Raw genomic sequence first — 24,703 nt, forward strand, 5'->3', positions numbered from 1 at the left:
TGGGAAGGCAGAAGCAGGGCGGGGAGGCGGTGGCCAGAGCAGCCGGACCGGGCGGAATCAGCAGGACTGCGGATAGCAGCCAGGGTAAGCTGATAAACCAGCGCAGCTACCAATTCGACCGTCACAAAGGTAAAGACCATTGTAACTACCAGAATTAAAATTGAATTATAAGTGTGTTAGAATTTAATTAAAATAAGAATAAAGCATTTTAATCTGAACAATTCCAGCCTTTGGCGGTAGCCGGCCAAACGCTATAATCAGCCGTAGAAAACTAGCCATTGCCGCCTCTAGCGCGGGCAGCCCTACCTTTGCTGCTTCGGCTCGGGCTCATTCTACCTTAACAATTGGCTCGTTGTGCTCCATGCCGCTGCTCCCTACCGAGTGTGGGCGGCTTTTCTTTTGCTTTCCGCTTGTGATGCCCGCTTCTTTTCAGCTTCAGTCTTATTTCGCCCAGTACACAGTAAACGTTAAAGACGAAATCCTGGCCGGCCTGACTACTGCCCTGGCCCTGGTGCCGGAGGTGGTAGCCTTTGCGCTGCTGGCCCACATCAGCCCGCTGGTGGGCATCGGCTCGGCCTTCGTCATCTGCCTTGTCACCAGCGTATTCGGCGGCCGGCCCGGCATGATTTCCGGCGCGGCCGGCTCCGTGGCGGTGGTTATCGTGAGTCTGGTGGTGCAGCACGGCGTGGAGTACCTGTTTGCGGCCGTGCTGCTGATGGGGCTGCTGCAGATGGGCATTGGCCTGCTGCGGCTGGGCAAGTTTATCCGGCTGGTGCCCCAGCCGGTGGTGTATGGCTTCGTCAATGGCCTGGCCATTATCATCTTCATGGCTCAACTCGAGCAGTTCAAGGTGCGCGACGCAGTCGGCGCCGAGCACTGGCTTACGGGCGCCCCGCTCGGGCTGATGCTGGGACTGGTAGCCCTCACGATGGGCATCGTGTACCTGATGCCCCGGCTCACCCGGGCCGTGCCGGCCTCGCTCACTGCCATCGTGGTGGTGTCGTCGCTGGTGGTTGGGGCCGGGCTCGAAACCAAATCGGTGGGCGACATTGCCTCCATTGCGGGCGGGCTGCCCCGGCTTCATCTGCCCCAGGTGCCGCTGGCGTGGAATACCCTGGTGGTCGTGTTTCCCTACGCCGTCATCATGGCGCTGGTGGGCCTCACTGAAAGTCTGCTCACCCTGACAGTCGTCGACGAAATGACCGACAGCCGGGGCCGGGGCAACCAGGACTGCGTAGCCCAGGGCCTGGCCAACGTGGCCTCGGGCCTGACCGGCGGCATGGGCGGCTGCGCTATGATCGGGCAGACGATGGTGAACCTGGAGTCCCGCGGCCGAGGGCGGCTGTCGGGCGTGGTGGCGGCCGCGGCGTTGGCTTTGTTCGTGGTGGCTGGCTCGGAGCTGATTGAGCGGCTGCCACTGGCAGCCCTGGTGGGCGTCATGTTCATGGTCGTCATCGGCACCTTTGAGTGGGCCAGCCTGCGCATCCTGCGCCGCATGCCGCGTACCGACGTGCTGGTGATGCTGCTAGTGACCATCGTAACGGCCGTTTCGCAGAACCTGGCGCTGGCCGTGCTGCTGGGCGTAGTGGTGTCGGCGCTGGCCTTTGCCTGGGAGAATGCCCGGCGCATCCGGGCCCGCAAGCACGTGGACGATGCCGGGGCCCGGCACTACGAAATCTACGGCCCCCTTTTCTTTGGCTCGGTGCAGGCTTTCACCGATAAGTTCGACGTGCAGGCTGATCCGGCGGAGGTAGTCATCGACTTCCGGGAAAGCCGGGTGGCCGACATGTCGGGTATCGACGCGCTGAACAAGCTCACGGAACGGTACCAGCGCCAGGGCAAAACCCTGCGCCTGCGTCACCTCAGCCCCGACTGCCGCCGGCTGCTGCAGAATGCCGGGGCGCTAATCGAAGTCAACATCCTGGAAGACCCCGAATACCGCGTGGTGACAGACGCGGGCTGAGCCAGGCTACTCTGCCGGGACCGGCTCCGGGTTGGGCGCGTACACCAGCACGTAGGCCGGCGGCAGGTTCAGCAGCACATGGTCCTGCTTCAGAGGGCGGAAGAACTTCTCGAACAGCCGGGTATTCTGCAGGGTGTACTGAAACAGAATCAGCTGCCCGTCGGAAGCCAGAATGTTACGCGTGTGCTCCAGCACGCGCCAGCCCAGCCGGGGCGAGAGAGACGTAAAGGGCAGCCCGCATACCACATAGTCGGCTTTTTCAATGCCGAGCCGCGCCAAATGATTTCCGGTTTTGTCGGCGGAGTCCTCGATAACGTGGACGCCCGGCTGGCCGGCGTACCGCTCCCGCAACTGCTCGCAGAAGCGTGGGTTCACCTCCATCAATACCAGCACGGTGTCGGCCCGGCGCCGCTTGATCAGCTCATCGGTGAAGACGCCCGTGCCGGGCCCGTACTCCACAATGCAGGCGGCGCGGTCGAAGTCGATGGACTCGACTACCTTCCCGGTCAGGTCGCGGGAGCTGGGAATCAGGGAGCCGACGGTGGACGGGTCGCGCAGGAATTCTTCGACGAATGGGGGCAGCATACAATCGGAGGGCGAAGGTGAGCATTTGTCGCCCCAGGTGTACGAATGCTTGCCGGATCGGATGCAGATCCGAGCATTATGCTCTACCTAACCGTTGAACAGTGGGTGACGGCGGATAGCCTGCCCCCGCCGCAGCTGCCGGGCGTGGTAGAGGGAAGGCACATCGGCCGCCCACACGCGCAGGGTGCCGACAATAGCCAGGGTTTCCAGCCGACTCAGCACCCCAAGTACCACGCACGCCGAGAATAACAGCCCCGTCTGCCCGGTGAGAATCAGCTGCAGCATAGTAGCCATCAGCAGCAGAGCCCAGGCTTTGGCGGCCAGGGTGTGCAGGGCAATTTCGCGGCGGAAGCGCAGGTAGCTGACCACGTACGTCAGGGCTTCGAGCCCCAGCACCAGGCAAATCCACAACGCATTATCCGGAAAGAAGCGTGGCCACAACCGGAGTGTACCGGCCACAATGCACAGCCAGAACACCGTATCAACGCTGGAATCGAGGCGGCGGAGCCGGTGGGTAGCCACGCCCAGGCGCCGGGCCAGGATGCCGTCGAACACGTCGGTAAGCAGGCCAATGACCACGAGCGTAGCCACCAGCGGGCGGGTGAGCGGCTCGGCCGGCAGCAGCAGGCAGCCAAGCAGAATTACCAAGCCAAGGACCAACCGGGAATACACGAGGGCAAGCGGAAGGTGGCGCAGCATAGGAACGGGCAGCAGGTGAGTAGAGCCGCAAGGAAACAGCCTTACCACGAGGCACCCACCCAGCTTTTCGACCTACCAGACTCCTGAATCTTCCCGTCAACGGCTTTAAGCAGCTGACTTAATGCATTATCCCCACACTCAGATCAGACTTTTCGGGCAGTTCCCATCGAACTCCATTAGCGCTCCAGCCAGAGCTTTTCGTTGCTCAGCAGACCAACAAGAAACAGCCAGACGCAGAGTTGAACAGTTTTGCAAAACGAGGCGGCTTATGTCATCTACCGGCTCCGGAACCGCGCCAGGTAAGGCGCCGTTTTGCTCTCCTTCACCTTCGCCACCGTTTCCGGCGGCCCGGCGGCTACTACCTTGCCGCCCTCGTCGCCGGCGCCCGGGCCGATGTCCAGCACCCAGTCGGAGCCGGCTACCACGCGCATGTCGTGCTCCACCACGATGACGGTGTTGCCGGCTTCCACGAGGCCGTCGAGCTGGACGAGCAGCTTTTCCACGTCGGATGGGTGCAGGCCGGTGGTGGGCTCGTCGAGCACGTAAAGGGAATTGCCACGCTGGGCCCGCTGCAGCTCGGTCGCCAGCTTGATGCGCTGGGCCTCACCCCCACTCAGCTCGGTGGCCGGCTGCCCCAGCCGCAGGTAGCCCAGGCCCACTTCGCGCAATACCGTAAGGGCCCGGAGCACGGTTGGCTCCTCGTCGAAGAAGTCGGCGGCGGCATCCACGGTGAGGCCCAGCACTTCGGCAATGTTTTTGTCGCGGTAGGTAATTTCGAGGGTTTTGGCGTTGTAGCGGGCCCCGTGGCACACCGGGCAGGGCGCGTATACGCTGGGCAGAAACAGCAACTCCACCATCACAAACCCTTCGCCCTGACAGTTTTCGCACCGGCCCTTGGCGACGTTAAAGGAAAATCGTCCGGCATCGTAGCGGCGCTTCTTGGCCGCCGGAGTAGCGGCGAAAAGCTTGCGCACGTGGTCGAACAACCCGGTGTAGGTGGCCATGTTGGATCGGGGTGTGCGGCCGATGGGCTTCTGGTCGACCCGTACCAGCCGCTTGATCTGCTCCATGCCGGCCACAATCCTTCCTTCGGTCGGAGAATTAGTAATTGACAATGAAGAATTAAGAATTGCATCTTCTGCTTCTTCCGCGTCAATTCTTAATTCTTCATTACTAATTCCTAATTCAGCCGCTACCAGTTCCACCAGCACTTGGCTGACCAGGCTTGACTTGCCCGAGCCCGACACGCCCGTAACGGTGGTGAACACGCCCAGCGGAAATTCCACGTCGAGGCCCGTGAGGTTGTTGCGCGTCACGCCCTGCAAACGCAGCCAGCCCCGCGGCTCCCGCGGCTGGCGAGGTGTCAGCTTCTTCTCAGCAGTAAACAGATAGCGTCGGGTCTGGGACGCATCCACTGCAGCCAGGCCCGCCGGCGGGCCGCTGTACAGGACTTCCCCACCCTGCTCCCCGGCGGCCGGACCCACGTCCACCAGCCAGTCGGCCTGGCGGATGACGTCGAGGTTGTGCTCTACCACAAACAGCGAGTTGCCAGCTTTTTTCAAACTGGCCAGGGCCTGCAGCAGGGCTTCGGTGTCGGACGGATGCAGGCCGGCGCTGGGCTCGTCGAGCACGTACACCACGCCGAACAGATTGGAATACAGCTGTGTGGACAGCCGCAGGCGCTGCAGCTCGCCCGGCGACAAGGTAGGCGTGCTGCGCTCCAGGGCGAGGTAGCCCAAACCCAGGTCGAGCAGCACGCCGAGGCGGGCCACCAGGTCTTCGGCAATGCGCCGGGCCACAATGGTTTGCTCAGGATGAGCGGAATCCTGCTTTTTGCGGCCGGCCGCGGTGCCGTCGGCAAACGGGCGCAGCAGCTCCGCGACGCGCTTGAGCGGCAGGCGCGACAGGTCGGCAATGTCGAGGCCGGCGAAGGTGACGGCCAGGGACTCGGGGCGCAGCCGCTTGCCGTGGCAGAGCGGGCACTCGGTGCTGAGCATGTACTGCAGGGCCCGCTTCTTCATCAGCGGACTTTGCGTGGTGGCGAAGGTGTGCAGCACGTGGCGCTTCACGCCGGTGAACGTGCCCATGTAGTTGGGCGGCTCCTTGCGCCGGAGGGCCCGCTGGGTTTCCTGGGGCGAGTAGCCCGGGTACACCGGCACCACCGGCTGCTCGTCGGTAAACAGAATCCAGTCCCGGTCCTTTTGCGGCAAAGCCTGCCAGGGCGTATCCACGTCGAAGCCCAGGGTCACGAGGATGTCGCGCTGGTTTTGCCCGCCCCAGGCCTGGGGCCAGGCGGCAATGGCCCGCTCCCGGATGGTGAGCGTGGGGTCGGGCACCATGGTCTGCTCCGTGACTTCGTAGGTGCGGCCCAGGCCGTGGCAGTTGGGGCAGGCGCCCTCGGGGGTGTTGGGCGAAAAGCCTTCGGCGTACACGATGCCTTGCCCAGCCGGGTAGTCGCCGGCCCGGGAATACAGCATCCGCACCAGGTTGGACAGCGTGGTTACGGAGCCCACCGACGAGCGGGCAGTGGGCGTGCCACGCTGCTGCTGCAGGGCCACGGCCGGGGGCAGGCCGTCGATGGCGTCGACTTCGGGTACGGCCATCTGGTGAAACAGCCGCCGCGCGTAGGGCGACACCGACTCGAGGTAGCGGCGCTGGGCCTCGGCGTAGAGCGTGCCGAACGCCAGGCTCGACTTGCCCGAGCCCGACACGCCGGTAAACACCACCAGGGCATCACGGGGAATGTCAACGTCGATGTTCTTGAGGTTGTGCTCCCGGGCGCCGCGCACGCGCACGAAACCGGAAAGGTTGGAAGAAGCAGAGGAAGGCGTCATGGGGCGAAATACGGCAACTGGCTGGTTTTGGCCGCTTTTTGGCCGCTACCAAAGCAAGCCGTTGTAACTAAATGAGGTACGGGCAGTAGCCTGGCTCCGGCCGCAGGCAGCTTGCGGGTTACTTATAGAACAGCTCGTATATCACCCAGACCGCGGCAATCAGCGCCATGGTGTACCAGCCCCACTTGGTGTAGCGGTCATTGTAATCGGGGCGCGGGCGGCGGTTCATACCGGGCATTCGCATGGGAAAACAGCGGATAAGTGGAAGTGAAAATGCAGAACAGAGCGTTACCTGGTTTTACGTAGCAGACAGGACGAAACGTTTCCCGGGCCCGGCTTGCTGTCACACAGATATGTGTGCTCTATATAGTACAATAACCATAACCAACCCGTATCTTCCTGACTGGCACCGCTCCCCTACCCCTGGCGCTGCTCTTTCCACGATGCAGTATTTTCATGAAACTTCTTCGCTATCTATTGCCTTCGACGAAGACAACCAGTGGCTTTACGTAGAATGGAAAGGCCACCACGATGCAGTGTCTTCCAAAAAGGGCGGCGAGCTAGTGCTGCAGCATCTGCAAAGCTGTGCGTGTACCAAAATGCTCAACGACAACAGCCAGGTAACGAGCGAGTGGGACAGAGGAGCGCGCTGGGTGGGCAGCCACTACTATGCCACCCTGGCCGACCAGGGGGTGCGCTTCGTGGCCTGGATCTGCCCGCCACACTGGCCTGCCCGCAAGTCCATGGAAACGGCTATGCTCTTCGTCACGCGGCCCATGGTGGTATTGTTCGATGACCTGGCCTCGGGCTACGCGTGGCTGGCCCGCCAAAGCTGACGCACTACCCTTGCAGGCCGGTTATCAGTTGTACTATTTCGATAAACAAGGGCCGCGCTGCTACCATTGGCTGGGCGCAAAGGCGCTGCAAGGCCCATAGGCTTTCCGCCGTAGCGGCGTCGGCAGGCTCACTTTGGCAACGCGTCAGCAGCTCTTCCAGCAGGCAGCCAAAGGCCCGTACCTCCAGCTGCTGCAACGCCTCAGCCCGGGCATTATCCTGTTTATCGAAAAAGCTGGCTGCCCCAAAGTCGCTCAGCAGTGCCTTGCCGGCTGCATTCACCAGCGTGTTGTGAGCGTACAGGTCGCCGTGCAGCAGGCCCTGAGCGTGCAGGTGTCGCGCCGCCGAAGCTACATCGTGCGCTATGCGCAGCACCTGCTCCAGGCTGAATAAACTTCCGGGAGCATATACGTCGCGGGTACAGGTGGAAAAGCTGGGCGGGCCGGCCAGCACGCGGTAAGCTGGGTCCAGCAGCTCCAGCACCAGCCCTTCAGCGGCGGCCGGGTGGCGGCTGAGCTTGCCCAGCACCGGAATCAGGCCGGGGTGGCGCCCGGCACTGATGCAGGCTACCATTTCGCTATGCGGCAGCCCGTCACTGGTCACGGCGCCCTTGAACAGCTTCACGGCAACCGGTTCGTGGGCTGCAGGATCCTGCCACTCCGCCCGGTAAATCACCCCCGAAGCGCCCTCACCCAGCTGTTGCTGGATAGCCAGTTTCTCCCAACTGATTTCTGGTATGGGATGCGCGGCCAGCGCGGCGGCTTCGATGTACTCACTGAGTGGGTTGCCGGCAAACGCCAGCCAGCTCAGGCGAGGCAAGCTGAGCAGCCACGTCGGCAGCTCCCCAAGGTGGTTGGCCGAGATGCGCAGCAGCTCCAAGGCGATGCAGGCCGCCATTTCGGGCGGCAGATGGGTAAGCTGGTTGCCGGCCAGCATCAGCTTCTGGAGCTCGTGGCACCGGCCGATTTCGGGCGGTAGCGCGGTGAGTTGGTTGTCGGTCAGGATAAGCCAGCGCAACCTGGGTGGCAACGCGGTGGCCGGCAGCGTACGGATCTGGTTGGCTTTGAACCCCACCATCTGCAGCTCTGAACACTTCCCTAGTGCCTCGGGCACCTCGGTAAACTGGTTGTCGGAGCAGAAAAGGATACGCAGCCGGCGCAGGCGGCTCAAGTCGGCGGGCAGCTCCGCCAGCGCGTTGCCGGAGAGGTTGAGGATTTCCAGCGTATCGGCCAGCTCGAATATTTCGCGGGGAAACTCCATGAGGCTTTCCGATAGATCAAGGCGGGTAGCGCCGACCAAGTCGCCGCGGCGCAATTGCTCCAACGTGTGCATACGGGCAAAGGTCGTGGTTTGCGGCCGTTGCCTTTGCGGTTATCAGCCGTTAAGCAGAGCGAAACATCTCGCATGCTGACGTTGCATCAGTAATCAAATTACCATTGCACGTGAGATACTTCGCTGCGCTCTGCATGACCTTACCACCTGCTCCAAAATATTTTCAAAATTATTTGCACGAATAAATTCTGGTTGTACATTTGCCCTGCGCTCCATGCCACGGAGCACTTATCAAGAAAGGCGGAGGGACAGGCCCTGTGATGCCTTAGCAACCAGTAGAAATACCAGGTGCTAAATCCTGTTCTGAGTCGGCTTCGGTCGGCGCGGAAGAAGATAAGTTAAAAGATGCCTACCGTCTGCAGCGGTCTTGCTCTTCTGACTTGTCGGGAGGGCTTTTTTTATGCTCTTTCGGTAAGAAATCTTGCATAAGTGTCTGGGCAACAAGGTGCGTTTTCGTCTAACCACAAAACGGCCAAACCCATGCAATCTGCCACTCGCCTCCTCCAGTCCATTCCCGTAGATGAGCTCACCGGCGCCATCTCCGTTCCGATTTACCAGACCTCGACCTTCGTACAGGAGGCCCCCGGGGTAAACAAGGGCTACGACTACGCCCGCACCGGCAACCCTACCCGCCGCGCCCTCGAAAACATCCTGGCCACCCTCGAATACGGCCACTCCGGCTACGCCTTCGCCTCGGGTCTGGCCGCCATCGATGCGGTGGTGAAGCTGCTCTCGGCTGGCGACCAGATCGTGGCCATCGACGACCTGTACGGCGGGGCTTTCCGCCTGTTCGAGCACGTGTACCGCCGCTTCGGCATCGATATCGTGTACTGCGACACCACTGATCCGGCCAAGGTAGCTGCCGCCATTACCGCAAAAACCAAGCTGGTGTGGCTGGAGTCGCCCTCCAACCCTACCCTGAAAGTGTCGGACATTGCCGCCATTGCCGACATAGCCCATGCCCACGGCGCCTGGCTGTGCGTGGACAACACCTTCGCCTCGCCCGTGCTCCAGCAGCCCATCAAGTTGGGGGCCGATATCGTGGTGCACAGCGCCACCAAGTACTTGGGCGGCCACTCCGACCTCATTGCCGGCGTCGTGGTAGCGGCCACCGAGGAGCTGGGGCTGCAGCTAAAATTCATCCAGAACGCTTCGGGCGGTATCCTCGGGCCGTTCGATTCCTTCCTCGTGATTCGGGGGCTGGAAACGCTGCCTCTGCGCATTGAGCGGCACTGTAGCACGGCCCTGAAAGTGGCCCAATTCCTCCAAACGCGCCCCGAAGTGCGCGCCGTGTACTACCCGGGCCTGGAAGAGCACCCCAACCACGCGGTAGCCAAAAAGCAGCAGCCCGGCGGTTTCGGCGGCATTATTGCCCTCGTGCTCGAAGAAGACACCCAGGAAGCCGCCACGCAGGTAGTCACCAGCACCAAGTACTTCCACCTGGCCGAAAGCCTGGGCGGCGCCAAGAGCCTGCTCTGCCACCCCGCCACCATGACGCACAAATCCACGCCCGTGGCCCAGCGCCAGGCCGCCGGTGTGGCCGACAGCCTGATTCGCCTGAGCGTGGGCCTGGAAGATGCCGAAGACCTGATTGCCGACCTGGCCCAGGCACTCGACCGCCTGAGCGAAGGCAAAGTAGCCCTGAAAGAAGCCGTACGCGAAGCCGAAGCCCAGCTGGCGTAGGGGCTGAAAAAGATAGTAAACCATCATGCTGAGCGCAGCCGAAGCATCTCTACCGCTTCGTTGCAATGTCAATTGGTTAGCCAGAGGTAGAGATGCTTCATCTGCGCTCAGCATGATGGTTAACAGTAGTGTGACGCCCTTTTGATTTGCACAAGTACTATGAATCGTAACGACATCCGCATCGGCTTATTCGGATTCGGCGTGGTGGGCCAAGGCCTGCACACTGTGCTGGAACGCACGCCCGGCCTGCGGGCCCGCATCGGCCGCATCGGGGTGAAGGACCGCACCAAAGCCCGCAACCTGCCCGCCGAGCTATTCACCTTCGACCGCGACGAAGTGCTGGACGACCCCACGCTTAACGTCATTGTGGAGCTGATTGACGACGCCGACGAGGCCTACCGCATCGTGATGGGGGCGCTGCGCCGGGGCAAAGCCGTGGTAACGGCCAACAAGAAAATGCTGGCCGAGCACCTGCAGGAACTGATTGATTTGCAGCGCGAAACCAACACGCCCCTGCTCTACGAGGCCGCTGCCTGTGCATCCCTGCCCGTCATCCGCAACCTGGAGGAGTACTACGATACCGACCTGCTGGAAGCGGTGGAAGGCATCATCAACGGCTCCACCAACTATATCCTCACGGCCATGCACCGCGACGCGCTGACTTTCTCGGCGGCGCTGCGTAAGGCCCAGGAGCTGGGCTTCGCGGAAAGCAACCCCGCCCTCGACGTAGAAGGCCTCGACGCCCGCAACAAGCTGGTGCTGCTGCTGGCCCACGCGTTCGGGCTGGTAGCCCGGCCCGAGGACATTCTAGCCGTGGGCATAACCGGCATCAGTGAGCTGGCCAGCAGCTACGCCCGCGAAAAAGGCCTGGTGTTGAAGCTGGTAGCCGAAGCCCGCCGCCTGCCCAACGGGGGGGTAGCGGCGGCTGTGCTACCCACGCTGGTGCGCCCCGAGCACGAGCTGGCGCGCGTGCAGGACGAATACAACGGCCTCATTACCCAGAGCAACTTCGCCGACCGACAGTTTTTCCTGGGCAAAGGCGCCGGCGCTGTGCCGACTGCCTCGGCCGTACTCAGCGACCTGTCGGCCCTTACCTACGGCTACCGCTACGAGTACAAGAAGCTGCACCAGCAAAGCGCCCTGTCCCTCACTCCCGCCGCCGCTGAAGCTGACATACTGGTAACCTTCGGGGCCGACCACGCCCCCGACCGCGCCGACTTCAGCACCGTTCACGAGTATTTTCACTCCCAGGAGTTAGGCTACTACCTCACCGGCACCATTGGACTGGAGCAACTGGCGCAGGCTGCGTGGCTGCGGCTACCCGGCATCAGCATCGTGCGGCTGCCCGCGCCGCTGCGGGCCGTGACAACAGCTCCTGCGCCGGAAACCAATACCATCGTGCAGGCCGCATGGGCAACCGATGAAGCGGTGAGCCCGCTGTAGGAGCGGCAGTTACATGCTACTCCCATCCGTCATTCCGAGCGCAGCCGAGGAATCTCGCTAGTGTAGTAATCATCTAGCACCACAACATCAGCACGCGAGATTCCTCGGCTGCGCTCGGAATGACTGTCTGTTTTTCTGCTCAAGCTACCTCTGCGGCAGCCAGTGGGGGCGATACGGACAGGCGGGTTTGGGGGCGCATCAGCAGCACGTAGAGGCCACCGGCCAGCAGAAAGCCTACAAACCAGGCGTAGTTGTACACGGCCGCCAGCCAGGGCCACACGCTCCCCGCTGGCACGGCACCCACAGCTTGCAAAAAGCCGGGAATGTTGGGTAGAATGCCGATGCCCAAAGCCAGCATGCCGGCGTAGTTGATGCCGTTTTGGTAGGTGTACCGGCCCTGGTACTGGTATAAGTCCGGTACGTGGAGTTGCTGATGGCGCAGCAGGTAGTAGTCGGCTATCATGATGCCGCCGATGGGACCCAGCAGCGCCGAGTAGCCTACCAGCCAGGTGAAGATATAGCCGGAGGGGTCGGCTATGAGCTTCCAGGGGAAGATCAGCAAGCCGATGACGCCGGTGATGTAGCCGCCCGTGGTGAAGGATATTTTCTCGGGGGCGAAGTTGGCGAAGTCGTTGGCTGGACTAACGATGTTGGCGGCAATGTTGGTGGCCAGGGTGGAAAGCGCTACGGCCAGCATGGCCACGCTCACCAGCACTTTGCTGTCGAACTTACCAGCCAGTACCACCGGGTCCCAGATGGTTTGTCCGTAAATCACGAACGTGGCCGACGTAACCACCACGCCCACAAAGGAAAACAGCGTCATGGACGAAGGCAACCCCAGGGCCTGCCCCAGCACCTGAGCCCGCTGACTGATGGCGTAGCGGGTGAAATCGGGGATGTTGAGGGAAAGCGTGGCCCAGAAGCCTACCATACCCGTGAGCGAGGGAAAGAAAAACGCCCAGAACTCGGCCGAAGAAGCAAATTTGGCCGGCTGCGCCAGAATCGGCCCCAAGCCGTGGCCAGCCGAAATGGCCCACCACAGCAAAGCTGTTGCCGCCACCGGCAGGAAAAACGCCTTGAACACCAGCAGCTTCTTGATGCTGTCGACGCCCAAGTACACCACGTACATGTTCAGCACCCAGAACAGGAAAAAGGTTATGGCCGGTCCCGTTGCCAGGCCCCAGGAAGCTGGAAACACGGCCGGCAGCGTGGCCAGCCCCGGCACCCAGAGCACGGCCATCTGGTAGAGGGCGTAGCCGCCAATCCACGTCTGAATGCCAAACCAGCCGCAGGCAATAATTGCACGCAAGAGAGCGGGCACGTTGGCCCCACGCACCCCAAACGACGCGCGCGCAAAGACCGGGAACGGAATACCGTATTTAGCCCCGGCGTGCCCGTTGAGCAGCATGGGCACCAGCACCACCGTGTTGCCCAGGAAAATAGTCAGCAGTGCCTGCCACCAGTTCATGCCGCCTTCAATCAGCGAGCTGGCCAGCATATACGTGGGAATGCACAAGCTCATGCTGATCCACAGGGCGGCGTAGTTGGCGCTGGTCCAGGTGCGGGCCGCGGCGGGTACGGGGGCCAGATCAGGACTGGTGAGGCCGGCGCTGGGCTGGTCGTTTACCGGGGTAGAAAGTACTTGCATAGGGCGGCGCCTTAGAAGGTTCACTTCGTAAGTAAAGCAGAGAAAGCACCTTACGCAAGCATTTCCGCTGGCGGGCTGCCAGAAATGCAGCGGCATCCACATAGTATAGTGGGCAATGCCGCCCTGGCTGCCGGCTCGCGCTACTTCACCGACTGCGCGAGCGGCCACTGGAAAGGCTGCAGTGCGTGCGGCCCCCGCCCGAACAAGTCACCCGTCATGAACCGGCGGGGTTCTTGGGTCGGGGCGTCCAGCAGGGAGGAGCCGTAGTGCTGCGCCACCCAGGCCGGCGCGTAGCCCTGCAGCCGCAGCAGCGTCGGGAATATATCGAAGTGACTGCGGCCCGGGCCGGTTACGGCCGTTGGAGGAAAAGTCACCTGCTTACCGGCGTCCCAGACCCAGAGTGGCACGGCTACTTCCTGGGGCGAGGTTTCATACACCGACGCATGCGAAACAGCCACACCCGAGGTCGTCAGGTTCTGGCCGTGGTCGGAGGTGTACACCACCACGGCGCTGTCCCGGGGCACAATGTCCGTCATTAGTTTGCGCCAGAACTCGTCCACGGTCCAGCGCACGGCGTTGTGGTAGGTATTGAGGGTCCGGTTCTGGTCTTTGTAGAGGCTGCGCGGGGAAAGGACGGGGCGAAAAAACGCTGAGTCGGCCGGGTAAGTGCGGGCGTAGGGCCAGTGGGCGCCGGCTTTTACTACGTAGGTGAAAACTTTGCGCGGCTGCCGGGCCAGCTCGCGTAGCCGCGCGGCCACCACCATGTCGCGCTCATAGTAGGCCAGCTGGGGCTGCTGCGCGGCGGGGCGCTCCACGTGGTCGATGTAGCGCAGATCCTCGGGGCTCATGAAGTTCTGCAGCACGTCGCCGCCCAGTTGGGCATCAATATAGTACGTGGCATAGCCGGCCCGCTTGGCAAACTGAAAGATGCTGGTGCGGGCAAACGTGCGGTACCGGGTGTCGGGCAGCTCCGCGGGGCGGGTACCGCTCATCAGGGCAATGTTGGAGCCCGCGCTTTGGTTGATGGTGGCGCTGGCCACCCCAAAGTCGTGGAGCTGCCCGCGCACCGAATACAGAAAGGGCGTAGTGCGCAAAGCAGAATCTTGCAGCGTCAGCTCCGAGGCCGTAATGCTTTCATCCACCACCAGAAACAAATGGGGCACGCCTGGTGCCACGGGGGCCACCGGCACGGGCGCCCGCTGGGGCTGGGGCAGCTGGTCGGTAATGGCTGCCAGCAGCGTGAGCGGCACCCGGTACAAAGCCGGGAAGTCATCGACGGTGCCGGTGGTCCATTTTATCTGGGCATAGATGGCCGCTCCCGCCAGCGGCAGCAGCAGCGCCGAAACCGGGGCCGCGCGCCAGGCTATGCGCTGCCGCAGCCAGTGCAGGCCGGCCAGCACTAGGCTGGCGCCCAGCACCGCCCCGGCCAGCTGACCGGCGTAGCTTTGCAGGGCTACCCCGGCCAGGGCGCGGTTGTTCCAGGCCAGCACTGCATCCGAGTACATGAAGTTGTAGCCGATAATAAGGCGGTACGTGAGGCTGACTGCCAGGCATACAAGCCACAGCGCGCTGCCCAAGCTATACAGCAGCCGGGCGCGGTTGAGCCACAGCGCCAGCAGCCCGGCCACTGCCAGGCCCAGGCACAGCAGGTAGCCCAGCAGTTGCGTTACGCTTTCCTGAAATAGCAGGTACGTCAGGATATAGTAGAGGCGGCCGGGGCGCATTTCTACCAGGGCCACGTAGCCGCCCAGCAACAGCCAAAGCCCCCAGGCAGAGCCCAGGTACCGGCGCAGACGGACAAGCGGAGATGAAGGCATTTTGTGTGAACTTTCGCAAATAAACGAAAGCGCCCATGAATGCTCCTGTGCCTGCCTCCCCGCCCCCAGCCTCCCGGCGCGACGACCTGCTGGATATTCTGCGCGGGGTGGGGCTGGTGGGCGTAGGGGCCGTCAACCTGGTGGCTTTCAACTATGACAGCGCCTACGTGGCCGAGTACGCCACGCAGTTCCCGCAGGCCGGGCAGCAGCTGGGGTTCACGGTTTTCATGATTTTTCTGAAAGGGAAATTCTACCCCATCATGGCGCTTGTGTTTGGGCTGGCGGCGGCCCTGGCCCTGGAAGCCAAAGGCCCTATGCCGTTCGTGCGGCGGGCTTTGGTGCTGGGTGGGCTGGGGCTGCTGCAGCTGGCCTTTATCTGGAACGGGGACGTGCTGCATCAGTATGCCCTTATGAGTCTGTTGCTGCTGAGCATCCGGTGGTGGCCGCCCACGGTGCGGCTAAGCCTAGCGACTGTCCTGTTTCTGCTTAGCTTCGCCCCTATCGGATCAACTGCCGACGCACCTCCACTAGTGTTTGCCACTATCCGGGAGAGCCTGCAGCACGGCTCCTTTACCGAGGTTACCCGGACACGGTTGGGACTGAGCAGCTTCAGTTTCTGGTCACCGGAGGCGCTGGTGTTTCAGGCCCGAATCTTTGCCTGGCTGCTGCTGGGACACTTCCTGGGCGAGCAGGCCCGCTACCGGCGCTGGGTGCAGCGCCGGCCGGCGCTAAGGCTGCTGGGCGCGGCCCTGGCAGCTTTGGTGGGAGCAGGCATCCTGCTGCAGGTTTCCGGCCTGCGCGGGGAAGAACCCAGCAATCCGGCACTTGCCGCGCTGAAACTGGGCCTGGTAGCGGTGTTCTATGCCGGCAACGTGCTGGTGCTGGTTTCGGCTCCACTGGTATGGAACACCACCGACTTCGGGCGCCAGCTGCTGACCTGGCTGGCGCCCCTGGGCCGCATGTCACTCACTCATTACCTGTTCCAGAACCTGCTGTACAGCCTGCTTTTCTACGGCTACGGCCTGGGTTTGTACGCTACACTACCGCCTCTCGCGCTCTTGGCCGCCTACGTCCCACTCATTCTGCTACAGACACTGATTTCGGGCTGGTGGCTACGCCGTTTCCGGCAGGGTCCGCTGGAATGGCTGCTGCTTCGGCTCACGCACTCCTCGCCTGTTTTACCCGGGTAACGGGCCACCGTCCTTCCGAGAAAAACCATTGCTTCTTTTGAGGAAAAAGTGGCAATGTTTTTCCTCAAAAGAAGCAATGGTTTTTCTCGGGTATCTGCTTGGTGTCGTTTAGACTTATAAGTAATTCCCTAATCAGGAACTACACGAGAGCGTGGCGCTGCCGGGCTTTTCGCGGGCCCACTCGGGGCGCTTGGCGGCCAGGTCCTCGTGTTCGGACTGCTCGGCGAAGGGCGTTTTGAGAACCTGATACAGGCGCTGTAGCGGAGCCAGGTCGCCAGCTTCGGCGGCTTCAATAGCTTGCTGGGCCAAGTAGTTGCGCAGCACATACTTAGGGTTGGCCGCCAGCATTCCGGCCCGAATATCGTCCGGTGCTGTAGTTTCCTGCCGCACGCGCTGCATGTAGCGCCACAGCCACTGCTGCAGCTGGTCCTGGCCTTCAGCCGGAGAATCGGGGTAGGCCGCGTCAGCCAGCAGCGCCGGCCATGCCGTGGCTTCGGAGGCTGTGCCCGCCAGCACGTCGAAGGTGCGGTGGCTAAGCTGGCGGAAATACACCGTCATATCTACCTGCGCTGCTTCAAGGGCCGAAAGCAGCTCATCCAGCAGGGCATTATCCTCCGTCAGCACCACGCCCAGGCCCAGCTTACGGCGCAGCAACTCCTGGCGCTTGGCCGTGAATGTGGCTACGTAATCATCCAGGTGAGGACGCAGCGCCTGCGGGTCGGATATGAGGGGTGTGAGGGCCTGGGCCAGGGCCATCAGGTTCCAGAGGGCCACGCGGGGCTGCTGCCCAAAGGCGTAGCGGTGGGTGGCAAAGTCAGTGGTGTTGGGCGTCCAGTCGGGCTCGTAGGGCTCCAGCCAGCCGTAGGGCCCGTAGTCGATGGTGAGGCCGAGGATGCTCATATTGTCGGTGTTCATTACCCCATGCACGAAGCCCACCGTCATCCAGTGCGCCACCATCACGGCCGTGCGCTGGCACACCTGCGCAAACCACCGTTCGTACACTTCCGGACTCGGCTCCCCCAGCTCCGGGAAGTGCCGCCGGATTACGTAGTCGGCCAGCAGGCGCAGGTTGTCGATTTCGCCGGTGGCGGCCAGCAGCTGGAAGTTGCCGAAGCGCACGAACGTAGGCGCCACCCGGGCTACAATGGCGCCCGGCTCGGGGCGGGCGTTGCCATCGTAGAACATGTCGCGCACTACCGCGTCGCCGGTGGCTACCAGGCTGAGGGCGCGGGTGGTGGGCACACCCAGGTGGTACATGGCCTCGGAACACAGAAACTCCCGTACCGAGGAGCGCAGCACGGCCCGCCCGTCGGCGCGGCGTGAGTAGGGTGTGGGGCCGGCGCCCTTCAACTGGATTTCCCGGGTGGTGCCATTCAGGGCCGGCAGCTCGCCCAGGGACATAGCCCGCCCGTCGCCGAGCTGCCCGGCCCAGTTGCCGAACTGATGCCCGCCATAGCGCGCCGCAAACGGTTTCATGGTTTCCAGCACGCGGTTGCCGGCCAGCGCCTCCACGGCTGCGCCCCGCTCCGGCGGTTGGCTCAGGCCCAGCTCCGCCGCCAGCTCCTCCGACCAGGCCAGCAGGCGCGGGTCGGCTACGGGCGTGGGCTGCACGCGGGAGTAGTGGTAGCCCGGCACCTGGCGTGGGCTATTGTTCAGGGATGTATCGCCGCGCAGCTCTTCCACAAAGGAATTCTGAAACGTGGCGTTTTCGAGGGGTTGGGCGGAAGCAGACATAATGTAAAATAGGTTTGATACAAGGTGGCTAGGGTTTCTCTTACCAGAAACCCTCAACCATCCACTCGCCCATATACGGGTGTGGCACCTACAAAGCAAACCGTGACCGTATGGTTTTGGTCATGCACCGTATCAAATGCTAGTTCCCACTCGGCCAGCGGGTCAGCGGCATTTGCCGGAATCGAAAGAAAGGTGGGCGTGAACTCACGCTCAAAGTCCTGAATCTGAAAGCCAGAAATCCACTTACCGAACTCGGCCGTGATAAGCGGCCCGGCCGCCCCGCAAAGCGCCGGATACTGAGCTTCTACCCATTGAAAAAAGGCTGAATGCGCCGCCGTAGGGCCGGTTTTTTGGGCACTGATGTTGAACTCCAGTACTTGGCCCGTAGGCTGAAAAATCCGTTTTCCCTCAGAGTATCCGGTCTGTGCCTTGTCACCAAGCCACTGGAGCTGGCCGAAAAACTTGTCCTCCAGGTACACAGGCTTGCTGAAGAGGAAATCGAAGAACCCCATACACACTCGGCTCACCCGTCCAGCCGCGCCAACAATTCCTCCACTTGCCGCTCCAGGCGCAGCACCCGGTCCTCGATGCGGGAAGGCGGGCGCAGGTGAGTGGTAAATACGGCCTTCACCTCCCAGATTTCCAGGGCCTGATCCAGCGCAAATTCCTCTGAGCCATAATCAGGGTTATCGGCGCGCAGCTTGAGGTGGGTGGTTGATATCCGCTCGGCCAGGCGCCGCACCAGCAGCTTGCTTTGCGTTACGAAGGCATAGATGCGCTGCACCCGCAGAGTGGGCGCGGCCAGCTCCACGCGCTGGCAGAGAATAACGTCCTGGTGGCGCAGGCCCTGCTGCTGGTGCTGCATTTCGGCCCCCACTATCTCAAAGGCGCGGGTGACCGGGCCCAGGGTATGCGGAAAGGTAAGGGGCATCAGTGCATCCAGGAAAGCCGTGTTGTGGTGCTGCACAATGTATTCGAGCAAGCGGTCGGCGGGCACAAAGGGCGTAACGTTGGCCTGCTGATCAGCCAGGGCGGCTGGCTTCGTGGCCGGAACGGGCGTGGCTTCTTTCTGAAAGATGTCGAAATGATACAGCTCATTTACCGTCAGTTCTTTCGTTAGTAGCAGATCAACCGATAAGCCAAAATGCTGAGCAATCTGAATCAGCGTCTCCATTTTGGGCTCTGATCGGCCCTCCTCATAGGCGCCCACGCTGGGACGGGCCAGGCCAAACAACTCGGCAAAAGCCGCTTGACTCAGCTTCTTAACCGTTCGGATTTTGCGAATGTTCTTGCCAACGTAGGACATAGCAGAGAAAAAATATTTCGCTCAAAACTTGAGCATCTCTCAAACTTTGAGTAGAATTGCAGCGTAAAGCTACCACATAAGCGCTTACCTGCGCATTCGCTAGCTCTTTTTTGAGCACGCCTATATTCTACGCTTCCTCGTTCCTGCTCCGCTTTCCCTACCTTCTGATTTCTTCACCTTATTTCTTTTTATGGCCGAGAGCTACTTCGCTAAAATCCAGCGCTACCTGCTGGAGCTGGACTTCGACATTCAGCACCAGGACGCAGCCTCCAACATTCTGGTGGTGAGCAAGCCGGAGTTGGGCATTGAGCATCTGGTGCTGGGCTGCGGCGAGCCCCTGCTGATTATGGAGCAGCACCTGCTGGATCTGCCCGGCCCCACCTGCGAGGTGTACCAGCGGCTGCTCCAGAAAAACCGCGACATCATCCACGGCGCCTTTGTGCTCGACGACTCGGGCTGCAAGGTCATTTTTCGCGACACGCTCCAGCTTGAGCAGCTCGACCGCCCCGAGCTGGAAGCCGTGTTCAACTCCCTGGCGTTGCTGCTCAGTGAATTCAGCGACGAACTGATTGCTTTTTCCAAGACTCCAAGCCCCCAAAAGCCATGAACATTTTCAGCCGCCTCTTCAAAATTGGTCAGTCCGAAGCCCATTCTGCCGTGAATCAGCTCGAAGACCCCATCAAAATGACCGAGCAAGGGTTGCGCGACCTGCGCCAGGATCTGGACAAAAGCCTGCACGCCCTGGCCGAAGTAAAAGCCATGGTGATTCGGGCCCGCAACGAGGGCGAAGCGTTCCGCGCCAAGGCCCTGGACTACGAAAACAAAGCCGTGCTTTTGCTGCAGCGCGCCCACAAGGGCGAGCTGCCCACCGCCGAAGCCGACCGGCTGGCCGGTGAGGCCCTGCTGAAAAAAACTGAAAACGAAGCGCAGGCCAGTCGCGCCGCCACCGACCAGGAGAAGTTTGCCGCTTCGGCCGCCCAGCTCGACCAGAACGTGCAGCAGCTCAAGCAGACCATGAGCCAGTGGGAAAACGAGCTGAAGACCCTCAAGGCCCGCGTCACGGTGAGCACGGCCACCAAAACCATCAACCAGCAGCTGGCCCAGATTGACTCCTCGGGTACGGTAGCTTTGCTGGAGCGCATGAAGGAGAAGGTAGCCACCGAGGAAGCCCTGGCCGAGTCCTACGGCCAGATTGCCCAGGAAAGCCGCTCCGTTGACCAGGAAATCGACAAGGCCCTGCAGCAGAGCGGTGCCGGCAAAGCAGCCGCCGACTTGCAGGCCCTGAAAGAAAAACTGGGGCTGGATGCCAACGCACAGTAAGCCGGGGTCAGTTGAAGAAACAAATACGGTGAGGTGCCGCGCGGCTGCGTTGGGCCGCGCAGCAAATCCTCTACCTTTAAGCTGCCCACTGTATGCCTATGACCGAACTCCTACAAGCGGCGGTTTCCCCGCCTAATCTGCTGGCTACGGGCCTGCTGATTTTCGTGCTGCTGTACTGGCTTACGGTCATCGTTGGGCTGCTCGATTTCAAGACCCTGGATCTTGATCTGCACGTGGATAGCACCCACGATGTGCCCCACGATGCCCACCTGAGCGTAGCGTGGCTTAACCACGCCCTGGCATTTTTCAACCTGGGCCGGGTGCCGCTGATGGTGTTCGTGAGCTTTCTGGCTTTGCCGCTGTGGGTGGGCAGCATCCTCACAAATTACTACACGCACAACTCTTCCCTACTGCTGGGTCTAGCGTTTTGCCTCCCCCTGTTTATTGGCAGCCTGCTCGTAGCCAAAGTGCTGACTACTCCCTTCGTGAAGCTGTTTGCCACGCTGGAGCAGGATCAGTCGGGCAGCAACCCCATTGGCAAAGTCTGCACCCTGCTGCTGCCGGCCTCGCATGAGCGGCTGGGCCAGGCCACCGTGCGCACCAACGGCGACACGCTGATGCTGAACGTGAAAGCCGCCTCCGCCGCTACCGAGCTGCGCAAAGGCGACACGGCCCTGGTTATTGACTACCACGCGCCCAGTCGCTGCTACCTCATTGAGCCTTACGACGAAGCCAGCTAATGAATTGACCGCTCCAAGATCAGCAAGCCACAGAAAACGGCCAGTACCACGGCCGCTACTGACCAAAAGAATAGTCATCATCCTTGAATCCATCTTCGATTCCGGACATCACCTCTCGCAACCTCTTCTCCCCTGATTCTACCTCTACCCTACTTTTTATGATTGGTCAACTCTCAATTGCCGTGCTGGTCGTGCTCGGTTTGTTTCTGCTCGGCATCCTGGCCGTAGTGGCGCGCATGTACAAGAAAGCCGTGCAGGGCGAGGCCCTGGTGCGCACCGGCATGGGCGACACGAAGGTTTCGTTTACGGGTATCTTCATCGTGCCCGTGCTACACAAGATGGAGGTGATGGACATCAAGCTCAAGACCATCATCATTCAGCGGGCCGGCTCCGAAGGTCTGGTGTGCAAAGACAACCTGCGGGCCGATGTGAAGGTGAACTTCTTCGTGCGCGTCAACAAAACCCACGACGACGTGCTCAACGTGGCCCAGAGCATCGGTGCCCACCGCGCCTCCGACCCGGCGGCCCTCGAAAACCTGTTTGACGCCAAGTTCTCGGAAGCCCTCAAAACCGTGGGCAAGCACTTCGACTTCATCGAGCTCTACAACTCCCGGGAGCAGTTCAAGCAGGAGATTCTGCGCATCATCGGCACCGACCTGAACGGCTACGTGCTCGACGACTGCGCCATTGACTACCTGGAGCAAACCCCGCTGGCGGCCCTGAACCAGGACAACATCCTGGATGCCGAGGGCATCAAGAAAATCATTGCCCTGACCTCGGAGCAGAAGATTCAGGCCAACTCCATTCAGCGGGAGCAGCAGAAAACCATCAAAAAGCAGGACGTAGAGGCCCAGGAAACCATTCTGGAGCTGGAAAAGCAGCTGATTGAAAACCAGGAAAAGCAGAAGCGCGAAATTGCCAACATCAAGGCGCGGGAGCTGGCCGAAACGGAGAAGGTGACCCAGGAAGAGCGTCTCAAAGGCGAAAAAGCCCGCATTGCCACGGAGGAAGAAGTGGGCATTGCCGAGCAGAACCGCGACCGGCAGGTGTTGGTAGCCGAGCGCAATAAGCAGCGCACCGACGCCGTGGAAACCGAACGAGTAGCTCAGGCCAAAGCTTTGGAAATCAACGAACGGGAGCGGATTGTGGCCTTAGCGCAGATTGAAAAGGAAAAGGCGTTGGAAGAAGAGAAAAAGAACATCCAGACCATTATTCGCGAAAGAATCACGGTGGAAAAAGCCACGGTGGTAGAAGAGGAAAAAATCAAGGACACCCGCGCCCAGGCCCAGGCCGACCGTGAAAAGCTGGTCGCCATTACCGCCGCCAAGCAGCAGGCCGAAGCGGCCACGGTGAGCCTGGTAGGCAACGCCGACATGGAGCGTCAGGCCGCCGAGTTCCGCGCCAAGCAGGCGCTGATTGATGCCGAAGCCGAAAAAGCCTCGGCTGAGTTCCGAGGCCAAGCCATCCGTACCCTCGCCGAAGCCGAAGCCAGCAAAGCCACCGCCGTGGGCCTGGCGGAGGCGCAGGTGATGCAGGCCAAAGCCACGGCCCGCCAGAAAGAAGGCGAAACCCAAGCCAACGTGCTCCAGCTCACCGCCGCCGCCGAAGCCCAGGCCATCCAGTCGAAAGCCGGGGCCCAGGCCGAAGCCGACGAAAAGCTGGGTATGGTAGCCGCCAAAATCAACCGCGAGAAAGGCCTGGCCGACGCCGACATCATCCAGGCCCGCGCCGATGCCGACCAGAAGAAAGGCCTCGCCGAAGCGGCCGTTTCGGAGCAGAAGTTCGCGGTGGAAGCCAAGGGCATCGAAGCCAAGGCCGACGCCATGAAAAAGCTCGATGGGGTGGGCAAAGACCACGAGGAATTCAAGCTGCGCCTCGACAAGGACAAGTCGGTGGAGCTAGCCCAGATCAACATTCAGAAAGACATTGCCGCCTCGCAAGCGGAGGTTATTGGTGAGGCCCTCAAAGCGGCCAAAATCGACATCGTGGGCGGGGAAACCATGTTCTTCGACCAGATCATCGGCTCGATTACCAAGGGCAAGATGGTGGACCGCACGGTGCATAACTCCGAGGTGCTGGGCACGGTGAAAGACGCCTTCTTCAGCACCGACGGCGGGGGCGACTTCAAAACCAACCTGCGCCGCTTCGTGGACCAGTTTGGTTTGAGCTCGGAGGAAATCAAAAACCTGAGCGTGTCGGCCCTACTGCTGAAAATGATGAACAAGGCCGGCGACGACGCTACTCGCAACACCATCACGGAACTGGCCAGCACCGCTACGGCCCTAGGCATCGGCGACAAGCCCGCCCGAATGCTGGAGCTCAAGTAGGGAATAGCGCTCCGTTCATCAATCAAAGCGAGAACCAAGCTACGCTGCATGTCTTTATGCCTTCCTACCTCGTTCCTGCTTCAAGTACCCTTAGCAGTATTCTTAGCTAGCTGCGGTGCCCCTGACTCCGGTGAGACCCGCACCCAGCCTGGGCCGGCCGAGCAAGCCACAACTAAACAAGGAGCCGCAGCCACTGCGGCGGCTCCTTGTTTGGAGCGCATGCAAGGGTTTCTGCGCTGGTATCATCGGCGTTACAACGCTGAGTTCGATACGACCACGGATTTCATCAACATGCCGCTCACCGGTGAAGAAGACGCGGCCACGTTAGCTAAAATCCCACGCAGCAATGTCAGCTCCACGAAGTACATGCAGCTGAACCGGCCTAAGCTGGCGGTGTACCTCGATACGCTCCGGCGCTCCGGCTATTTCTCCGCCAGCTACCTAGCTACGAAGCGGGCCTCCATCCTGGAGCGCGGGCAAGAGCTGGAAGCCGAGAAAGTGACGGAAGGGTTGCTCGAAGGCTTTGATTCCGACGAAGTGATGCACACCCAGGACCTGTATCAACTCGACGACATCAGCAAGCTGACGGCGTACCAGGCAACTGGTCTTAAACCCGGCACCCAGGCCTACCGCCTGGCGCTACCCTCAGAAGGAGAAGAAAATTTCAGCTGGATCTTCTACGTCAAGCAGGAAAGTGGCCGGTGCGTGGTTGACAGCGTGCGTACCACGGAGTAGCCGCGGCTGTATTACCGTCTACCGCAGCTGAGCCGGCAGCATTTCGCCCTATCAACCACTCTTGCCCTTGCTCATTTGGCGAGGGAAGTTGGGTTCCCATTCTCGTTGCAGTTTATGCCAGCACCTGATTCGACCAATCCGCCAACTTCAACCCGGCAAGTAGTCGGCCTTGTCCTTGGACTGATTTTCTGTTTTGCAGTCGCAGCCGGCATCATCTACTTCGTCATAACGAAAACTGCTGAGGAGCGGGAGTTGATTCTGAGCAATCCAGGGTATGCCACAGGCATCATTACCCGGGTAAGAAGGTTCAAAGGCAAGCGAATATCGGTGCAGTATATAGTGGCCGGTAAGGCGTATTCCCTCAGAACGAGGGTGCCCGGAGCCTTTTTGCGCACCCACAAAAAAGGCGATACTACCGCTGTCATCTATGCTAAATCGGATCCAGCTAATGCTATCCTGAAGGCTAAGTTGCGGTCCTCAACCAACTAGTTAGCAGCTCTTTTCTCCTGGCAA

21 protein-coding genes and 1 riboswitch are annotated in these 24,703 nt (G+C 61.2%); of the genes, 11 read left to right on the forward strand and 10 right to left on the reverse strand.

The window, feature by feature from the left end:
- Positions 1 to 415 precede the first annotated feature (415 nt).
- Entirely contained in the window at positions 416 to 1,963 is a 1,548-nt protein-coding gene (locus LRS06_RS02150; protein WP_257869960.1) for a SulP family inorganic anion transporter, read from the forward strand.
- Positions 1,964 to 1,969: 6 nt separating this feature from the next.
- Here LRS06_RS02150 and LRS06_RS02155 read toward each other — a convergent pair whose 3' ends face one another.
- The 4 genes from LRS06_RS02155 to LRS06_RS02170 form a co-directional block, all read right to left on the reverse strand.
- Positions 1,970 to 2,548, reverse strand: a complete 579-nt coding sequence (locus LRS06_RS02155; RefSeq protein ID WP_257869961.1) for a class I SAM-dependent methyltransferase — start codon at positions 2,546 to 2,548, stop codon at positions 1,970 to 1,972.
- A gap of 87 nt (positions 2,549 to 2,635) precedes the next feature.
- The gene (locus tag LRS06_RS02160) at positions 2,636 to 3,247 is read right to left on the reverse strand and encodes a CDP-alcohol phosphatidyltransferase family protein (protein ID WP_257869962.1); all 612 of its coding nucleotides are present in this window, start codon (positions 3,245 to 3,247) and stop codon (positions 2,636 to 2,638) included.
- Positions 3,248 to 3,522: 275 nt separating this feature from the next.
- Entirely contained in the window at positions 3,523 to 6,081 is a 2,559-nt protein-coding gene (gene uvrA, locus LRS06_RS02165) for an excinuclease ABC subunit UvrA (protein WP_257869963.1), read from the reverse strand.
- A gap of 118 nt (positions 6,082 to 6,199) precedes the next feature.
- Positions 6,200 to 6,325, reverse strand: a complete 126-nt coding sequence (locus tag LRS06_RS02170) for a hypothetical protein (protein ID WP_257869964.1) — start codon at positions 6,323 to 6,325, stop codon at positions 6,200 to 6,202.
- A 199-nt stretch (positions 6,326 to 6,524) separates the two neighbouring features.
- On the opposite strand from LRS06_RS02170, the gene LRS06_RS02175 reads away from it, so the two are divergent.
- A complete protein-coding gene (locus tag LRS06_RS02175; protein ID WP_257869965.1) occupies positions 6,525 to 6,917 on the forward strand; it encodes a hypothetical protein in 393 nt (130 codons plus the stop codon).
- A gap of 4 nt (positions 6,918 to 6,921) precedes the next feature.
- Here LRS06_RS02175 and LRS06_RS02180 read toward each other — a convergent pair whose 3' ends face one another.
- A complete protein-coding gene (locus LRS06_RS02180) occupies positions 6,922 to 8,247 on the reverse strand; it encodes a leucine-rich repeat-containing protein kinase family protein (RefSeq protein ID WP_257869966.1) in 1,326 nt (441 codons plus the stop codon).
- Between the two features lie 225 nt (positions 8,248 to 8,472).
- A riboswitch (SAM riboswitch) is annotated at positions 8,473 to 8,587 on the forward strand.
- A 140-nt stretch (positions 8,588 to 8,727) separates the two neighbouring features.
- Between LRS06_RS02180 and LRS06_RS02185 the strand changes: the two genes are divergently transcribed.
- Both LRS06_RS02185 and LRS06_RS02190 read left to right on the forward strand, forming a co-directional pair.
- Positions 8,728 to 9,930 (forward strand): PLP-dependent aspartate aminotransferase family protein, encoded by a 1,203-nt coding sequence (locus LRS06_RS02185; protein ID WP_257869967.1) that lies wholly within the window; start codon positions 8,728 to 8,730, stop codon positions 9,928 to 9,930.
- A gap of 159 nt (positions 9,931 to 10,089) precedes the next feature.
- Positions 10,090 to 11,373, forward strand: coding sequence for a homoserine dehydrogenase (locus LRS06_RS02190; RefSeq protein ID WP_257869968.1), 1,284 nt, complete (start codon positions 10,090 to 10,092; stop codon positions 11,371 to 11,373).
- A gap of 139 nt (positions 11,374 to 11,512) precedes the next feature.
- Here LRS06_RS02190 and LRS06_RS02195 read toward each other — a convergent pair whose 3' ends face one another.
- Entirely contained in the window at positions 11,513 to 13,021 is a 1,509-nt protein-coding gene (locus tag LRS06_RS02195) for an NCS1 family nucleobase:cation symporter-1 (RefSeq protein ID WP_257869969.1), read from the reverse strand.
- Positions 13,022 to 13,161: 140 nt separating this feature from the next.
- Positions 13,162 to 14,838: a sulfatase-like hydrolase/transferase gene (locus LRS06_RS02200; protein ID WP_257869970.1), complete on the reverse strand. Its 1,677-nt coding sequence runs from the start codon at positions 14,836 to 14,838 to the stop codon at positions 13,162 to 13,164.
- A 35-nt stretch (positions 14,839 to 14,873) separates the two neighbouring features.
- On the opposite strand from LRS06_RS02200, the gene LRS06_RS02205 reads away from it, so the two are divergent.
- On the forward strand, positions 14,874 to 16,028 hold the full coding sequence (locus LRS06_RS02205; RefSeq protein ID WP_257869971.1) for a DUF418 domain-containing protein: 1,155 nt from the start codon (positions 14,874 to 14,876) through the stop codon (positions 16,026 to 16,028).
- A 132-nt stretch (positions 16,029 to 16,160) separates the two neighbouring features.
- On the opposite strand, the gene LRS06_RS02210 is transcribed toward LRS06_RS02205, so the two are convergent.
- From LRS06_RS02210 to LRS06_RS02220, 3 genes are read right to left on the reverse strand one after another with little or no spacing between them, the layout of a single operon-like run.
- On the reverse strand, positions 16,161 to 17,762 hold the full coding sequence (locus LRS06_RS02210) for a YdiU family protein (protein ID WP_257869972.1): 1,602 nt from the start codon (positions 17,760 to 17,762) through the stop codon (positions 16,161 to 16,163).
- A gap of 53 nt (positions 17,763 to 17,815) precedes the next feature.
- Positions 17,816 to 18,274: a hypothetical protein gene (locus LRS06_RS02215; protein ID WP_257869973.1), complete on the reverse strand. Its 459-nt coding sequence runs from the start codon at positions 18,272 to 18,274 to the stop codon at positions 17,816 to 17,818.
- Between the two features lie 11 nt (positions 18,275 to 18,285).
- On the reverse strand, positions 18,286 to 19,068 hold the full coding sequence (locus LRS06_RS02220) for a LexA family transcriptional regulator (protein WP_257869974.1): 783 nt from the start codon (positions 19,066 to 19,068) through the stop codon (positions 18,286 to 18,288).
- Positions 19,069 to 19,258: 190 nt separating this feature from the next.
- Between LRS06_RS02220 and LRS06_RS02225 the strand changes: the two genes are divergently transcribed.
- The 6 genes from LRS06_RS02225 to LRS06_RS02250 all read left to right on the forward strand — a co-directional run bounded on the left by LRS06_RS02225 (position 19,259) and on the right by LRS06_RS02250 (position 24,679).
- A complete protein-coding gene (locus LRS06_RS02225; RefSeq protein ID WP_257869975.1) occupies positions 19,259 to 19,675 on the forward strand; it encodes a YbjN domain-containing protein in 417 nt (138 codons plus the stop codon).
- Entirely contained in the window at positions 19,672 to 20,388 is a 717-nt protein-coding gene (locus LRS06_RS02230) for a PspA/IM30 family protein (protein WP_257869976.1), read from the forward strand. The genes LRS06_RS02225 and LRS06_RS02230 overlap by 4 nt, the downstream gene beginning before the upstream one ends.
- 98 nt (positions 20,389 to 20,486) lie before the next feature.
- The gene (locus LRS06_RS02235; protein WP_257869977.1) at positions 20,487 to 21,128 is read left to right on the forward strand and encodes an OB-fold-containig protein; all 642 of its coding nucleotides are present in this window, start codon (positions 20,487 to 20,489) and stop codon (positions 21,126 to 21,128) included.
- Positions 21,129 to 21,286: 158 nt separating this feature from the next.
- Positions 21,287 to 23,455 carry a flotillin family protein gene (locus LRS06_RS02240; protein ID WP_257869978.1) on the forward strand — a complete coding sequence of 723 codons (2,169 nt, stop codon included), beginning with the start codon at positions 21,287 to 21,289 and terminating at the stop codon, positions 23,453 to 23,455.
- 219 nt (positions 23,456 to 23,674) lie between these two features.
- The gene (locus LRS06_RS02245) at positions 23,675 to 24,190 is read left to right on the forward strand and encodes a hypothetical protein (protein WP_257869979.1); all 516 of its coding nucleotides are present in this window, start codon (positions 23,675 to 23,677) and stop codon (positions 24,188 to 24,190) included.
- Positions 24,191 to 24,304: 114 nt separating this feature from the next.
- Entirely contained in the window at positions 24,305 to 24,679 is a 375-nt protein-coding gene (locus LRS06_RS02250; protein WP_257869980.1) for a hypothetical protein, read from the forward strand.
- Positions 24,680 to 24,703 lie beyond the last annotated feature (24 nt).

Source organism: Hymenobacter sp. J193 (assembly GCF_024700075.1).
Taxonomy (GTDB): Bacteria; Bacteroidota; Bacteroidia; order Cytophagales; family Hymenobacteraceae; genus Hymenobacter.

Coding starts and splice junctions, on each gene's coding strand:
- LRS06_RS02150 (WP_257869960.1), top strand. CDS start 416: ATGCCCGCTTCTTTTCAGCTTCAGTCTTATTTCGCCCAGTACACAGTA.
- LRS06_RS02155 (WP_257869961.1), bottom strand. CDS start 2,548: ATGCTGCCCCCATTCGTCGAAGAATTCCTGCGCGACCCGTCCACCGTC.
- LRS06_RS02160 (WP_257869962.1), bottom strand. CDS start 3,247: ATGCTGCGCCACCTTCCGCTTGCCCTCGTGTATTCCCGGTTGGTCCTT.
- uvrA (WP_257869963.1), bottom strand. CDS start 6,081: ATGACGCCTTCCTCTGCTTCTTCCAACCTTTCCGGTTTCGTGCGCGTG.
- LRS06_RS02170 (WP_257869964.1), bottom strand. CDS start 6,325: ATGCGAATGCCCGGTATGAACCGCCGCCCGCGCCCCGATTACAATGAC.
- LRS06_RS02175 (WP_257869965.1), top strand. CDS start 6,525: ATGCAGTATTTTCATGAAACTTCTTCGCTATCTATTGCCTTCGACGAA.
- LRS06_RS02180 (WP_257869966.1), bottom strand. CDS start 8,247: ATGCACACGTTGGAGCAATTGCGCCGCGGCGACTTGGTCGGCGCTACC.
- LRS06_RS02185 (WP_257869967.1), top strand. CDS start 8,728: ATGCAATCTGCCACTCGCCTCCTCCAGTCCATTCCCGTAGATGAGCTC.
- LRS06_RS02190 (WP_257869968.1), top strand. CDS start 10,090: ATGAATCGTAACGACATCCGCATCGGCTTATTCGGATTCGGCGTGGTG.
- LRS06_RS02195 (WP_257869969.1), bottom strand. CDS start 13,021: ATGCAAGTACTTTCTACCCCGGTAAACGACCAGCCCAGCGCCGGCCTC.
- LRS06_RS02200 (WP_257869970.1), bottom strand. CDS start 14,838: ATGCCTTCATCTCCGCTTGTCCGTCTGCGCCGGTACCTGGGCTCTGCC.
- LRS06_RS02205 (WP_257869971.1), top strand. CDS start 14,874: ATGAATGCTCCTGTGCCTGCCTCCCCGCCCCCAGCCTCCCGGCGCGAC.
- LRS06_RS02210 (WP_257869972.1), bottom strand. CDS start 17,762: ATGTCTGCTTCCGCCCAACCCCTCGAAAACGCCACGTTTCAGAATTCC.
- LRS06_RS02215 (WP_257869973.1), bottom strand. CDS start 18,274: ATGGGGTTCTTCGATTTCCTCTTCAGCAAGCCTGTGTACCTGGAGGAC.
- LRS06_RS02220 (WP_257869974.1), bottom strand. CDS start 19,068: ATGTCCTACGTTGGCAAGAACATTCGCAAAATCCGAACGGTTAAGAAG.
- LRS06_RS02225 (WP_257869975.1), top strand. CDS start 19,259: ATGGCCGAGAGCTACTTCGCTAAAATCCAGCGCTACCTGCTGGAGCTG.
- LRS06_RS02230 (WP_257869976.1), top strand. CDS start 19,672: ATGAACATTTTCAGCCGCCTCTTCAAAATTGGTCAGTCCGAAGCCCAT.
- LRS06_RS02235 (WP_257869977.1), top strand. CDS start 20,487: ATGACCGAACTCCTACAAGCGGCGGTTTCCCCGCCTAATCTGCTGGCT.
- LRS06_RS02240 (WP_257869978.1), top strand. CDS start 21,287: ATGATTGGTCAACTCTCAATTGCCGTGCTGGTCGTGCTCGGTTTGTTT.
- LRS06_RS02245 (WP_257869979.1), top strand. CDS start 23,675: ATGCAAGGGTTTCTGCGCTGGTATCATCGGCGTTACAACGCTGAGTTC.
- LRS06_RS02250 (WP_257869980.1), top strand. CDS start 24,305: ATGCCAGCACCTGATTCGACCAATCCGCCAACTTCAACCCGGCAAGTA.